At 64.3% G+C, this 12,536-nt stretch carries 16 protein-coding genes and 1 pseudogene; 9 read left to right on the forward strand and 8 right to left on the reverse strand.

Annotated features, from left to right (window positions below):
• Nucleotides 1-87: 87 nt before the first annotated feature.
• Complete coding sequence (locus ACSQ89_RS32775; RefSeq protein WP_436295507.1) at nt 88-1,830, reverse strand: winged helix-turn-helix domain-containing tetratricopeptide repeat protein; 1,743 nt, start codon at nt 1,828-1,830, stop codon at nt 88-90.
• A 102-nt stretch (nt 1,831-1,932) separates the two neighbouring features.
• Here ACSQ89_RS32775 and ACSQ89_RS32780 point away from each other — a divergent pair, with 102 nt between their 5' ends.
• Nucleotides 1,933-2,598, forward strand: coding sequence for a tetratricopeptide repeat protein (locus tag ACSQ89_RS32780; RefSeq protein ID WP_436296855.1), 666 nt, complete (start codon nt 1,933-1,935; stop codon nt 2,596-2,598).
• A gap of 422 nt (nt 2,599-3,020) precedes the next feature.
• On the opposite strand, the gene ACSQ89_RS32785 is transcribed toward ACSQ89_RS32780, so the two are convergent.
• Nucleotides 3,021-3,233, reverse strand: coding sequence for a hypothetical protein (locus ACSQ89_RS32785; protein WP_139191753.1), 213 nt, complete (start codon nt 3,231-3,233; stop codon nt 3,021-3,023).
• Nucleotides 3,234-3,606: 373 nt separating this feature from the next.
• On the opposite strand from ACSQ89_RS32785, the gene ACSQ89_RS32790 reads away from it, so the two are divergent.
• Complete coding sequence (locus tag ACSQ89_RS32790; RefSeq protein ID WP_436295509.1) at nt 3,607-4,368, forward strand: SIR2 family NAD-dependent protein deacylase; 762 nt, start codon at nt 3,607-3,609, stop codon at nt 4,366-4,368.
• A gap of 35 nt (nt 4,369-4,403) precedes the next feature.
• Here the strand turns inward: ACSQ89_RS32790 and ACSQ89_RS32795 are convergent.
• A pseudogene (locus ACSQ89_RS32795) lies at nt 4,404-4,556 on the reverse strand (type VI secretion protein); the annotation flags it as partial.
• Nucleotides 4,557-4,871: 315 nt separating this feature from the next.
• On the opposite strand from ACSQ89_RS32795, the gene ACSQ89_RS32800 reads away from it, so the two are divergent.
• Together ACSQ89_RS32800 and ACSQ89_RS32805 are read left to right on the forward strand one after the other, a co-directional pair.
• The gene (locus ACSQ89_RS32800) at nt 4,872-5,063 is read left to right on the forward strand and encodes a hypothetical protein (RefSeq protein WP_093110323.1); all 192 of its coding nucleotides are present in this window, start codon (nt 4,872-4,874) and stop codon (nt 5,061-5,063) included.
• 13 nt (nt 5,064-5,076) lie between these two features.
• Nucleotides 5,077-5,505 (forward strand): hypothetical protein, encoded by a 429-nt coding sequence (locus ACSQ89_RS32805; protein WP_436296856.1) that lies wholly within the window; start codon nt 5,077-5,079, stop codon nt 5,503-5,505.
• A gap of 105 nt (nt 5,506-5,610) precedes the next feature.
• On the opposite strand, the gene ACSQ89_RS32810 is transcribed toward ACSQ89_RS32805, so the two are convergent.
• Nucleotides 5,611-5,901, reverse strand: a complete 291-nt coding sequence (locus tag ACSQ89_RS32810) for a hypothetical protein (RefSeq protein WP_436295538.1) — start codon at nt 5,899-5,901, stop codon at nt 5,611-5,613.
• On the opposite strand from ACSQ89_RS32810, the gene ACSQ89_RS32815 reads away from it, so the two are divergent.
• Together ACSQ89_RS32815 and ACSQ89_RS32820 are read left to right on the forward strand one after the other, a co-directional pair.
• On the forward strand, nt 5,800-6,468 hold the full coding sequence (locus tag ACSQ89_RS32815; protein ID WP_436295536.1) for an EAL domain-containing protein: 669 nt from the start codon (nt 5,800-5,802) through the stop codon (nt 6,466-6,468). The two genes, ACSQ89_RS32810 and ACSQ89_RS32815, sit on opposite strands and share 102 nt — an antisense overlap.
• 363 nt (nt 6,469-6,831) lie before the next feature.
• Nucleotides 6,832-7,269, forward strand: a complete 438-nt coding sequence (locus ACSQ89_RS32820; RefSeq protein WP_436295511.1) for a hypothetical protein — start codon at nt 6,832-6,834, stop codon at nt 7,267-7,269.
• A 535-nt stretch (nt 7,270-7,804) separates the two neighbouring features.
• Here the strand turns inward: ACSQ89_RS32820 and ACSQ89_RS32825 are convergent.
• The gene (locus ACSQ89_RS32825) at nt 7,805-7,936 is read right to left on the reverse strand and encodes a LuxR C-terminal-related transcriptional regulator (RefSeq protein WP_093110384.1); all 132 of its coding nucleotides are present in this window, start codon (nt 7,934-7,936) and stop codon (nt 7,805-7,807) included.
• Between the two features lie 300 nt (nt 7,937-8,236).
• On the opposite strand from ACSQ89_RS32825, the gene ACSQ89_RS32830 reads away from it, so the two are divergent.
• On the forward strand, nt 8,237-8,407 hold the full coding sequence (locus tag ACSQ89_RS32830; RefSeq protein WP_436295512.1) for a hypothetical protein: 171 nt from the start codon (nt 8,237-8,239) through the stop codon (nt 8,405-8,407).
• Between the two features lie 243 nt (nt 8,408-8,650).
• Here the strand turns inward: ACSQ89_RS32830 and ACSQ89_RS32835 are convergent, their stop codons facing one another.
• A complete protein-coding gene (locus tag ACSQ89_RS32835; protein WP_436295513.1) occupies nt 8,651-9,187 on the reverse strand; it encodes a hypothetical protein in 537 nt (178 codons plus the stop codon).
• A 426-nt stretch (nt 9,188-9,613) separates the two neighbouring features.
• Between ACSQ89_RS32835 and ACSQ89_RS32840 the strand changes: the two genes are divergently transcribed.
• Together ACSQ89_RS32840 and ACSQ89_RS32845 are read left to right on the forward strand one after the other, a co-directional pair.
• Complete coding sequence (locus tag ACSQ89_RS32840) at nt 9,614-10,939, forward strand: adenylate/guanylate cyclase domain-containing protein (protein ID WP_436296857.1); 1,326 nt, start codon at nt 9,614-9,616, stop codon at nt 10,937-10,939.
• Nucleotides 10,940-11,351: 412 nt separating this feature from the next.
• Nucleotides 11,352-11,615 (forward strand): hypothetical protein, encoded by a 264-nt coding sequence (locus ACSQ89_RS32845; RefSeq protein WP_436295515.1) that lies wholly within the window; start codon nt 11,352-11,354, stop codon nt 11,613-11,615.
• Nucleotides 11,616-11,623: 8 nt separating this feature from the next.
• On the opposite strand, the gene ACSQ89_RS32850 is transcribed toward ACSQ89_RS32845, so the two are convergent.
• Both ACSQ89_RS32850 and ACSQ89_RS32855 read right to left on the reverse strand, forming a co-directional pair.
• Nucleotides 11,624-12,016 (reverse strand): hypothetical protein, encoded by a 393-nt coding sequence (locus ACSQ89_RS32850; RefSeq protein ID WP_093110317.1) that lies wholly within the window; start codon nt 12,014-12,016, stop codon nt 11,624-11,626.
• Between the two features lie 183 nt (nt 12,017-12,199).
• A complete protein-coding gene (locus tag ACSQ89_RS32855; protein ID WP_436295516.1) occupies nt 12,200-12,505 on the reverse strand; it encodes a hypothetical protein in 306 nt (101 codons plus the stop codon).
• Nucleotides 12,506-12,536: the final 31 nt, after the last annotated feature.

Raw genomic sequence — 12,536 nt, forward strand, 5'->3', positions numbered from 1 at the left:
TGCTACCCACTGACCCGGCCAAGCCCGAACAGGCTGCCCACGCTCAACTTTGACCGTCAAACCGCTGCTTGATCGGCCGCTGAAGCGCTATCTGCTATCGAAGGGCCGCACCGTCGCGACAATCGCGTCGCGCCCAGCCACGAAATCCGGCTGCGTCGCCGGCCACATCGATGTCGCCTGGGTCAACGCGAACGTCGGATGCCGTGCGCGGAAATCAGCCCACACGCGGCGCGCCTCCTCCGACTGCCCGTCACGCTCCAGCGACGCGGCCAGCAGCAGCCAGTAAAACGGCAGGTGAGGCAGGCCACCGACGGTGAGGCGCGCCCGCTCGGCCGCCTCGGCGTAGCGCCCCTGCATGAAGCGGTTCATGCCGATCAAGCCGTGCCAGATCGGCACGCGCGAGTCGCGCGGGCTGATCCGCAAGGCGCGCTCGCAGGACGGCACCGATTCCTCGAAGCGTCCCAGGCGCAGCAGTGCCGAACAGCGGTGGTGGTGCGAGGTATGGTCGCTCGGAAAATGGGCGATCATCACCTCCGACAACTTGAGCAGGCCCGGCCAATCGCCGCGCCAGTTGGTCAGCGTGGCGCGGCCGTCGAGCGCGGCAAAGCTGGTCGGGTCGAGGGTCTCCAAGCGCGTCTGAGCTTGCTCGGCGCGCCGCACGGCCGCTTCGGGATCGTCGGTCCAGCGGAAGATCGCCCTCATGGCCTGGACGTTGACCACACCCCCCAGCCCGCGCACCGAATCCGGGTCCTTGGCCAGCGCCTGCTCGAACAGGCGCAGCGCCTCGGTGAAGTTGTCGGGCCCGACGGCGCGAAGCATCACGGACGTGCCCTGCATCGCCAGGTCGTCGGCCTCCACCGCCTCCGGCTTCATGCGGGCAGCACGCTGGCCAACCGACCTGCCGATCTCGACCAGCAGGGTGCGCGAGATGCCGCCGCGGATGTCGTCGACCGACTGCGCCAGCTGGGCGCGCTCGATCTGGTATTGCTCGGCCCATTGCGCAACGCCGGTGTCGCCGTCGATCAGGTTCATCTCGAGCCGGACCTGCTCGCCGTCGCGCCGCACGCGGCCGTGCACCACGTAGCGCACACCCAGTTCGCGCGCCACGGCACGCGGATCGTCAGACCGGCCCTTGTAGCGCGCCGCAGTGCCACGGCCGATCACGCTGACTGTGCGCCACACTGTCAGCGCTCGCGTCAGGTCGCCGGTCAACGCATCGGCGAACCAGGCCTGCTCGGCGGCGTCGGCTTCGCTGTCGAGCGGCAGGACCACCAACGAGCGCAGCGGCACTGCAGGCGGTGCCGTGCCGCGCCATGGGCCCAGCGCAACAAAGCCGGCGATGGCCGCCGCCAGCACCAGCAGGGCGGCCGCGAAGACGATGCGCTGGCGCGCGGGTGGCGAGGCGGAAGCCGAGGCTGAAGCTGGAGATGGCGCTGCGGCGCTGTCCACTGGGTCTGGCGCTGGGCCTAGCGCTGCCTCGTCGGGTATCAACAGGTAGCCACGCCGCGCCACGGTGCGCACGCGCCGGTGTTCGCTGTCCCCCAGCACGCGGCGGATCTCGGCGATGGCCTGCGCCAGCGAATCGTCGCCCACAACCACACCGGGCCAGACGCGGCGCATCAGTTCGTCCTTGCCGACCACGCGGCCGGCCTGCGACCCCAGCACCAGCAGCACCGCCAGCGCCTGGCGACGCAAGCCGGCAAGCTGGCCGTCGGCGCGGCGCAACTCGCCATCAGCCAGGTCCAGCACGAAGCCGCCCAGATGAAGGCGGGTTTGCGCGGTGTCGTCGAGCGTCGCGGCCTGTTCCATTGAGCGGAAGCCCCCCGGCATGAAGTTTCATCGTACTTCTTTCGTCCTGATTTCAGGCGTCTTTCAAGACCTGCGGCAAGGCGCCCGGCAGACTGGCCCACCATTTGTCGCTGGAGCAAGGCCATGAACAAGTTCCTGATCACCCTCGCATTGGCGGCCGTCACCTGGAGCGGCCAGACGCCGGCCGCGTCAGCTGGCACTGAGGCCGCCCAGGCGCGCGCCGCGGCCGGCGCCGCGGCGTTTCGCCAAGGCCATCACGAGAGCGCACTGGCGCACTTTCGGCAGGCGGCAGGAGCCGGGCATGCCGTAGCGCAGTTCAATCTGGCGGTGATGCTGATGGAGGGGCAGGGCACTGCGCCGCGGCCTGCGGAAGCGATCGGCTGGCTGCGCAAGGCGGCCGAGAACGGCTTCGTCCAGGCCCAGAATGCGCTGGCCGCCCTGTTGGAGCGCGGCGAGCACGTCCCGCGGTCGCTGCCCGAAGCGACCCACTGGTGGCGCCGCGCGGCCGAGCAGGGCTCGCGCGACGCGCGCGTCAACCTTGCCACCCAGTACTTGCTGGGACGAGGCGTGGCGCAAGACGACGCGCAGGCAGCGCTCTGGTATCAGCGCGCCGCCGGGCAGGGTGACGCAGGCGCCTGCTACATCATCGCCAGCATGTATGACAAGGGCTACGGCGTGCAGCAGGACCCCGAACGCGCCGCCTTCTGGTACGGCCAGGCGGCGCTGCGCGGCGAGCCCGGCGCTGCTGACATGGCACGCGCGGCGCGCCGCAAGGCTGAGAGCCTGTAAAACGGGGACCTTTTTTTGTGGTGCTACCGATTCGATACCCGACGGGCAAGTCGTGTCCAAGCTTCAGCCACGACCCAGTTGCGGGGATGTCGGCCAGGCCCGGTGCTCGCACTGCGACACGGTGTTCATGTTTCCAGGCGGATGACTTCACGACGGCATTCCGTTCCAGACACGACCAAAGAGGCTGGCAGCCTTCTTGCCGACGCGTCCATTCGATCTTGCTGGCCGCGCCGGAGCAAATGACTCAATGTGGCAAGACCTTCGCTTGCCCGTCCTGTTCGTCCGCGGTTTGCGGCTTTGGACAGTTCGAATCGAGGTCGCCGACTGCGGTGCGGCTTTCGTTTGGGCGTTCCGGCGGCCGAGCTCGGAATCCTGGGGAGCACTGGTTCGGTACTGGCAGCCGTCTGGTGGGCGTCATCGGTCTACTCCAACGCGGCGTTCCGGTACTCAGCCAACGTCGTGCGGCGGAATTCGATCACTGGTACCAGCATGTCACCCGAATCCGGAAAGCGGGCGCGAATGTTGGCTTCTTCGCGGACCCAACATCCGCGGGAAATCGTGCCATCCCACGACGTCAGGTAGCAAAGCCGATCGGGCGTGATGCATTCTTCCTCGGCATCGGTCAACTGCAGCATGTGGAACACGCTTCCGTGCGCCACGAATAAGACGGTGGGCTGCGTGTCGCAGCCGAGAACGAATGTGCAAGTGGCGACACATGCCACGACTGAAGATGCCTTCATATCTGGCTCCAGTCGATGTCGGGGAAAGATCGATTGAGCGCTTTGGTATTAGGGTAGTCAACCCTCGATATGAGGAGCCACGCTGCCGTCGATAGTCGGGAGCTTTCGGTAACCTGGCCGCGACACCGAATAAGGCAAGGTTGCCGCATCTCGCAACGGCAACCGATCGATCTGTCGCTTGCGTCCGATGCCGAGGTTCAGAGCCGAGTTGGGCGCGGTATCCGACTCCGGCGGTCCGATCGCCGCGGAAAACGCGGATGATTGCTGGATGACCTCGATCGATTCAGCAGCGGCGCTCCTGCACGCCGCCTCGCGCATCTCGGTACTCTCGGGAGCCGGTCTTTCGAAGGCGTCAGGGATCCCGACGTACCGCGATGCCGACGGCCTCTGGAGGGACGAGAACGCGGTCAAGTTTTCCCACGTCGACGATCTGAAACGCGATCCCGAAGGCTTCCACAACTTCTGGGCGGCGCGGATGGCGGTGTTGTCGGAGGCCAGGCCCAATCCGGGCCACCGCGCGCTCGTCGAGCTGCAGATGCGCAGACCGGGCACGGCGCTCATCACGCAGAACGTCGACGGGTTGCTTGCCGAGGCCGGGGCTCAGGAGGTCTTCGAGCTGCACGGCAACCTGCGGCGCTGGCGATGCGACAGCTGCGGAAACCGGGAAGGGCCCTGGTTGTCGCAACTCTGCCCGCGCTGCGGCTCGCAAGCAAGACCCGACGTCGTGATGTTCGGGGAAATGCTCAACGAGGAACTCCTCACCCGGACGCAAGAGGTCGCGGCGCACAGCGACCTGTTCCTGGTCGTGGGGACCTCTGCAGCGGTTTACCCGGCGGCGGACCTGCCGACGATCGCGGCGACGAACGGTGCCAAGATCATCACGCTCAACATGGAGACGATTGATGTTGATGACGTGGCGGCCGTGGTGCTGCGGGGCCCCGCAGAGGAGCTCCTGCCCGACCTCATTCAGGCCGCCCGGCTCAGAGTGAGAGTTGGCGCTGCGAGCCAATGCCGCGATCGGCGGATTTGAGCTGGCGAGAGGACTGAAGGAAGGCCGCGGCGCCGCTAGGGCGCCAGCATAAACACCTTGAATTGGCTGGGCACGATGCGCATGCCCATGGCGTTGCTGCGGTTCTGAACCGAAAGACTCGTCATTCGAGTGGCCGGACTGCCTTTGAGCAGCACGGTGAACGAGCCTGTCAGATGCCGCGACGGCCCCCCAGGGTGAAGTAGTGTGCATGCGTGATCACCCGGCCCCGCTGGCTGCGATCAGGATGATCGAACACCTGCACCTACTCAACGCAACCTACGGCTTGAGCCACCCGATGGCCCGCTTCGGCTGGAGCCGGTTGATCTGAAGACTTTGGACTTCATGCCGGCATGCAGCGCTCCCAGCATGCGCGCTGACCATGGCCGGCTTCGCCAGAAACGCACGTTTTCGCTGTAGGACCGAACCCCAAAATACAGACGCGCCGCCCATCACAGCCGTACGATAAGACCCAAGTTCGAACGAGAACGCGGAGGGATTGAAGCATGAGCAAACGCAGGGAAGAACTGGAGACGGTGCCCCACGACTTGGATGCCTACTCCTTGGGGCCTAGAGTCCAAACGGACGCGAGGACGTTCGCGAACACCGTGGCCAACTTCTTCCGCAGGAACGGCGGCGCGGACACTCCCGAGTCGATGGGCGCCACGGCCCTGCCTGCACCGGAGGCCATTCCTTGACGGGTAGGAACTCATGGCCACATCCTCGAGCTCGCTCAATTTGTTGGAAAAGGCGGTAAATGCTATCGAGCAGGCGGCCCGCGATATGCTGGACAGCGAGCCCGATGTACCGTTCACTGCATCGACCGATCTGCTTGCTCTTAGCCCGAATGAACAAGAGCGCATCCGCAGCAAGGAGGAGGCAAGCTATCGGACACGGCCCACGCTGTCGGCCATCCATTTCTGCCTGACATCATCCATGGCAATGCTTGCCATTTGCCAGTCACTGATTGAGCAACCACCGACCCAGTCGCCGCGCGAACGCGAACGGCGGTGGAAGAAGCTGGCCTCCGATGCCAAGATGGCAGGCCGCACCGCCTACCGCGCGGCGCTCGTTCTTTCAGATCCTAGTGCGAATGAGGGCCCCGGAGGTCAAGGTGCTGCGCCCCCTAGCCGCACATAGTCTATGCCGACCTGAAGACGGGAAAGCCCACGAAAACAAGTGCCCGCGGAAGATCGTTCTGTCGCTGTCGGACGTGGGAAGTCCCTTCGTATTCGCCTGTGCCAGCTACAACTTCTGTACGCGGCCATGAAAGATGGAAGAATCAGCTTTAATGAGGGTTGCCCCGAAATCCGAAGCTCCGCGCCGCTCTTCGTCGCCGCGGCAGGAGTCCGATGCCCGGTGAAGTCCGAAAGCATCAACGACGTTGCCGTTGACGGCGTCGGCCCGGCGTTCACGATCGCATTCCAGCCGATCGTGGATGTTGAGCGGCGGGAAGTATTCGCGCATGAGGCGCTCGTGCGAGGTGTTCACGGCGAAGGAGCGCTCCAGGTGCTCGGCAGAGTAGAAGCGCGTCATCGGTTTGCCTTCCACGAGGCATGTCGCGTGAAATCGATCGAAATGGCGTCGATGCTCGGCATGCAATCCAGGCTGAGCCTCAACGTTTCTCCCAACGACGTTGCGGGGCCCACGGAGTGTTTTCATACCGCCATTCGCACGGCCGAGCGGGTCCGCTTTCCCATCGATCGCCTGATACTCGAACTCACTGAAGGCGAACCCGTTGCCGATCTGCCCGCGCTGGCCGCGACTTTCCGAGCTTTCCAAAGCTTCGGATTCGCCTCAGCCATCGATGACTTCGGTGCTGCTTATGCAAGCTTTGAACTGCTGGCCGCTTTTCAACCGGACATCGTCAAGCTTGATAGGAGCTTCGTTCGAGACATCCATCTCAGCGCCGTGCGGTTCACCCTCGTGAAGGGGCTCGTTGCGATATGCGACGAGCTTCGGATCAAGGTGCTCGCAGAAGGCGTGGAAACTCCGGAGGAGGTCCAGGTGCTTCGTGGGCTCGGCGTGAGGCTGTTTCAAGGCTTCCTATTTGCCCGCCCCGGCATTGGCATGCTGCCGACTGTTGCCTGGAATGCGGCCTGACCCTCGCACGTTGGTGCAGCAACTGCGCATGCGCATCGCTGATGCGCGCCGCGAAAACGATGCGGCGCCGCCCGTAGCCGAAGCCGAGAAGGCGTTTGCATGACCGCCGCCGAAACGTGGCGCACATCATCAAGCCCGTCGTTACGTGATCGGCACACGCGCACGTGCATCCCGATGGCCTGAAGACTGCAACCTGCAGGTCCGCCAAAACGGTATGGCGGCAGGTATGGGCATGTACCTACGACTGCTCCACGGGGCGTCCTACCTTCGCAGGATTCGGCCGATTTCTACATTGACGATGACGCCGAAGTTCAAGCAGGAACACCGGACTCCTTACACCCTGTCGGCGTCGAGGAGACCATCATGAAAAAGCTATTGTTGATGTTCACCATTGCGTCATCGTGCCTGGTTGCCGTCCAGACCAGCGCGCAGGTCAGCGCACCTCCAACTCCGGCAACGCTCGGTCCGGCCGACGCCGAATACAAGGCCGCCCGCGACAGGATCGCGGCCGACTCCAAGGCTGCCAAGGCTCAGTGCGACGCCATGAAAGACAATGCCAAGGACGTCTGCATCGAGGAAGCCAAGGGCAAGGACAAGATGGCCAAGGCCGAGCTCGACCAGCAGCGCAAGCCGAGCGACAGCAATGCGCGCAAGGTCGCCGAGGCCAGGGTGGAGGCTGTCTACAACGTCGCCAAGGAGAAATGCGATGCTCACAAGGGCGATGCCAAGGCCGCTTGTGTGAAGCAGGCCAAGGCCGAAGAGGCGAAGGAAAAGGCCGAGATCAAGGCCGTAAAGAAGTGAGCGGCAGGCCGCTGCGGACCCCTCTCGCGCCACACCACACGTTTGTCACGGTATTGGCGCGTGGCAAGGACAGGCCGAGTTCCTCGGTCGAGACAGCCGCCGGCATCGAGGAACTGCCCGGACTGGGCGGTTGCCGAAGCCACCTCTACCAGCGCCGGACGACTGTCTGCCTGAAGTATGGTTCGCCAGTCTCAGAAGTCCACAAGCGCAGGCGCGCGCTCCTCGGTTGTCTTCACTTCCTTCGGGTAGAGGCGCCCGCAACGATCAGCGTTTGTCCGTCCAGGCGGTGCCGACATGCCGTAGCCGCGGTGGATCCATTTGGCGCTGGAGGGGCCGCGCCCCCCTGTTTGGCGAGCAAGGTGTCGACGAGATGCCTGGCCTTACGCACTGGCCGGCGATGCGACTGCTCGAAGCTCGCACGTAGAGCGTTGATCTCGTCATTGGCGGCCGGCATGACAGAAGTTTGCCGGACTTGCCGGCTGTCCAAAACACAGTCTGCGTAGCGATACAAGTTGAGCGCTCATGGCCATTGCGCTCATGGCGGAATCATGCCGTTCTGTCGGGCGGCGTGGAGGGCTTGAGTGCGGCTCTTGACCCCCAGAAGACGGAACAGACGTGCCAGATGCGTCTTGACCGTGTGCTCGCTGATTCCCAGCTCTTCACCGATTGGTGTTGACTCACGGCATGTACTGGAAGGGACCTGACTGCGCGATGCTGGTCAATCCGGCCGAGGTCAAGCCCCTTCCGGTGGTGGCTGCGCCGCTGCCGGCGCAGAAGGTGATGCTGGGTGCGGATGGGCTGTTCCGTTTCGATGGCGGGTCGCTGGACGACCTGTCGCCCGAGGGCCGTACGAAGATCGAAGCGCTGGCAGCGGACATCAAGCGCAACTTCAAGCAGCTGCGCTACGTCGCGTCGGCTCGGCTCCGATGCATACAACGCAGCGTTATCACTGACGCGCGCCGACACCGTGCACAAGCTCCTGGCGCAGCAGGGCATCGACAGCAAGGCGATTCGCGCCGCCGGCATGGGCGAGCGCCAACCGGTGGTGCAGTGCCCCGGCACGGTTAAGACTGCAGCGTTGGTGAGCTGCCTGCAACCCAACCGGCGGGTGGAAATCGAAGTGGCGGGGGAGCAGTGAGCATGGCGCCATCACATTGCTTGGAGACGTAGGGCTTGCGTTTCCGAGACAGGCATGGGGCCAACCTCTTCCTCGGCTAAGCCTTGCTTTGCGAGCAGCAGCCATCGCTCGATTTGTTGCCAAGCGGGACGCCAGAAAGCCGCCCTTCGCAAACGACGGAAAGTGGCCGATCTGAGACGTAGCCCGTTTCGGGCGAAGGACCGACCGTGGCGACACGGCGAACGATCCAATCTTTACAGCCCACTAGTTCAACGTGACCACGACGTGGGTTTGCGGTCCGCCGCGCATGACGTAATTGACCGGATGCAGCGCCTCGCCGGGATCGCATGCGACTGCTGAATTCAGCATGGGCGCGAGCGCTCCAGGCAGCTTTTTCTTGAACGGCCCGACAGGCATGCACGCGGTGACGTTAACGACTCCGGAGTTCTTCTCGTTTCTGTCCTTGTAGAACCTGTCGTTGACTGGGAAGGTTTCTGGCCTGTACTGGCCGGCCGCCGTATCCTTGACGAAGATCGACAGATAGGATTCCCATTGATTTCCCACGTCGACGTCCATGCAGACTCCCGGCCTCATGGTGTACCAGCCTTGGAGCGTCACGTAGCACCGCGATCCCTGAAGCTCGCATCTCGAACCCGAATCGTCCGAATTCTCATGGATTACAGCAAAGACGATGTCCGTCTGTCGTCCGTTGCATAGCTTGTTCGTCCCCGTTGCGCCGGCGTGGAACGCCACAGCAGAAAGCAGCAGAACGCCGAACGCGAGATGCACGATCGATTTCATCTTTTCCCCCTACAGAATCTGCGCGGATGACCTTCGAGAAGTCGAACTTCGCTAGCCCCCGGCGAGTGTCCCATCTTGACCTTCAACCCTATGAGGCCACCAGCCGACAGGCTATCAAACAAGCCGGGCCTTGAAAATGCGATCCGCGCCACTGGCCGGCTTCGCCTTCGCCCTGTTCTTCGGCGCGATTCTTCGCTTATGCGGGTGGCGCGGTCAAGCCTCGGGCGACGCATGGCGCTCGAATCTTGGCAACCTGGCTTCGGAAATTTTTACGCAAGGTCATTGGCGAAGGTCTGGTGTTGGCCGACACTGTGAGTTCGCATTTGAGCCAGGGAGCTGAACACGAAGGTGCGACGGTGCGTTTTGTGGCAAGCTCCCGCTCGTGGACAAGTGCCAGTGGACCGGCGTGCGGAGGCTCAACCTTCTATGGTTCCCGAAACTCGATATGCGAGGAGCGGTGGCGTCAACATCGCCTACCAGGCGATCGGCAACGGTCCGCGTGATCTGGTGCTGGTTCCCGGCTGGGTGTCGAATATCGACGTCTTCTGGGAGGAGCCGACGCTGGCGCGGCTGCTGACGCGGCTGGCCTCGTTCTCCCGCCTGATCCTGTTCGACAAGCGGGGCACCGGCCTGTCCGATCGTGTCAACGACATGCCAAGCCTCGAGGTTCGCATGGACGACGTGCGCGCGGTGATGGATGCGGTCGGCTCGCAGCGTGCGGCCTTGTTCGGCTATTCCGAGGGGGGCGCGATGTGCGCTCTGTTCGCCGCCACGTATCCGGAACGGTCTTCGGCGCTCATCATGGGCGGCGCTTTCGCGCGACGCACACGGGCGCCCGACTACCCCTTGGGGCCGACGGTCGAGCAGCACCTGGCATTTGCCGACCAGATCGAACGAGACTGGGGCGGACCGGTAGGCATCGATGCCCGGTGCCCTAGTCTGGCCCAAGACGAGCGCTACCGACGGTGGTGGGCCCGCTGGTTGCGCGCCAGCGCCAGCCCGGCGGCCGCGGCAACGCTGGTGCGCATGAACATGGAGATCGATATCCGGCATGTCCTGCCGGCCGTGCGCGTGCCCACGCTGCTGCTGCACAGCAGCAACGACCGCACGATCGAATTCGGCGCAAGCCGCTACATGGCCGATCACATCCCCGGAGCCAAGCTGGTCGAACTGCACGGCATCGATCACGTTCCCTGGGGCTGCGACTGCGACGCTATCGTCGACGAGATCGAAGAATTCCTCACCGGCGCTCGGCACGACGCGGAACCTGACCGGCTCCTGGCCACCGTCCTATTCACCGACATCGTCGGCGCCACCGAGCGCGCCGCCAGCCTCGGCGACCGCCGCTGGCACGATTTGCTCGACAGCCACCACGCATTGATTCGCCACGAGCTGGAGCACTTTCGCGGCCGCGAGATCGACACCGCCGGCGACGGCTTCCTCGCCGCCTTCGATGGGCCGGCGCGCGCCGTGCGTTGCGCCTGTGCGATCTCCGAGGAGGTGCGTGCGCTCGGGCTCGAGATCCGCGCCGGGCTACACACCGGCGAGTGCGAATGGATGGGAGGCAAGGTCGGCGGCATCGCTGTGCACACCGGCGCACGCGTTGCTGCACAGGCGCGCGCCGGCGAAGTGCTGGTCTCCGGCACGGTCAAGGATCTTGTCGCAGGTTCCGGGCTCGTGTTTCAGGATCGAGGAGTGCAAAGCCTCAAGGGTATCCCTGGCGAGTGGCGGCTGTTCGCGGTAGAGCACTGAGGCGCCTGGCAAAACCAATGAGGCTCCCGGACCGCCACCACTGACCGCGCCTGAGCTCGTTGCTCGATGAGCTGCTCGACCTGGACGCGCGCGGACCGGCACATCGGATGGTGCTGCCGCGTACACCGCTTATGTCATGAGTTAACCACCAACGACATCTTTGGAGCGGCGAATTCGGGTGTGCGAAAGGCTGGAACGGGTTGAGAGCGGCGCCGAGCGGCTGCTTTCTGGCATCCACATTGATTGGCTGGTCATGGCCGGCTTGCGCCTTACGAACTAGGCATACTGCCGACCCAAGATCGAACGTCAGGCGCCGCGATGCGGCTGTTCGGCGCACACAGCTAAGCTGCGGGTCTGCTGCAGGCGGACACTCCGGATCACCCCAGACAGCGCGGAACGTTCCAGGCTGCGCGTGCGCGAGATCTTCGAGGAAGTCGACGAACGCGAGGGGCGACGGTACTTGGTCGGCGATCGGTTCAGGGCTGCGGATCTCACGTTTGCTGCGCTCGCGTCACCGATGCTGCTTCCTGCAGGATGCGGTGCCGCTTACCGTGTGCTCGACGAAGTGCCGCCTGCCATGCGCGAGGAGGTTCGGGGCCTGCGCGACACCGAAGCAGGGCGATTCGTACTCCGCCTGTACTCGGAAGAGCGCGTCCGCGCTCCGCGCGGTGCCTGAGAGCCTTCTCAGGTCTTCGCCGACTTCTTCGGCGCTCTACTCGCGGCCTGCAGGGCCGCCGCCTGCGCAGCGTGCTTCTCGGCACGCGAGGGCCTGTGGGCCTTGCCAGCCTTGGCCTTCTTGGCCTCCTTGGGCTCCTTTTTTTCCTTGGGCTTCTCCTTGGCCTGCGGGTGGTGCGTCCTCACCAGCTTGTCGACGGCCTTCGCCCTCGGCTGCTGCGCTTGCGCTTGGCGCTTCGCACGCTCCTCCTTGAGCAGGCGGCGCTCCTCGGCCAGCGCCTGTTCGGCTTCGGACGGCTCATGGTCCGCCCCCAGCGAGTGGACGCGGTCCATCGTCGCCTGGTGAAGCATCGCGCCGTTCTTCGCGATGCGGTGGGTCAGCGATGCGATGCGAATGGGCATGTTGCGATCCTCATGGTGGGTAGAAGACCAATGTAGGCCAGCCCGCCGCGTCCTGCCAATCGATTTGTGTGGCTTCGCCCTTGCGGCAGTGAATTTCTGCTGCCGGAGAACGGACTGTTGCCAATACCTGCTTCTGGCCGATCCCTGCCAGAGGGCCATACCTCCGAATCTGAGCCGGAGATCCTACTCAACATCCCAAACGCCACAAGCTGGCGCGTACTTGCCATCGATGACAGCTGGAAGCCAGCCCATGTCGGCATAGAAAAGGCTGAGATCCATGATCTGGAAGACCTCGGTGGCCGGCTCCCGCAACGTGACTTCCGCATTGCGGTAGTGGGTGAACTCGGCGCCCCCGCCGGCCGGTGCGGGGTCCGCCCAAACCGATTCGCACTCGTCGCACATGAGTACAAGGGTTGAGCCGTCAGAGCATCTACGAATGCCGATGAGGCCGTTGCGGCAGATGGGGCATTCCGCCAGAACGATAAGCATGGAATCTTTCGTGTTTCAACTGACTGGCACA

This window comes from Variovorax sp. LjRoot175 (genome assembly GCF_964253805.1).
Taxonomy (GTDB): Bacteria; Pseudomonadota; Gammaproteobacteria; order Burkholderiales; family Burkholderiaceae_C; genus Variovorax.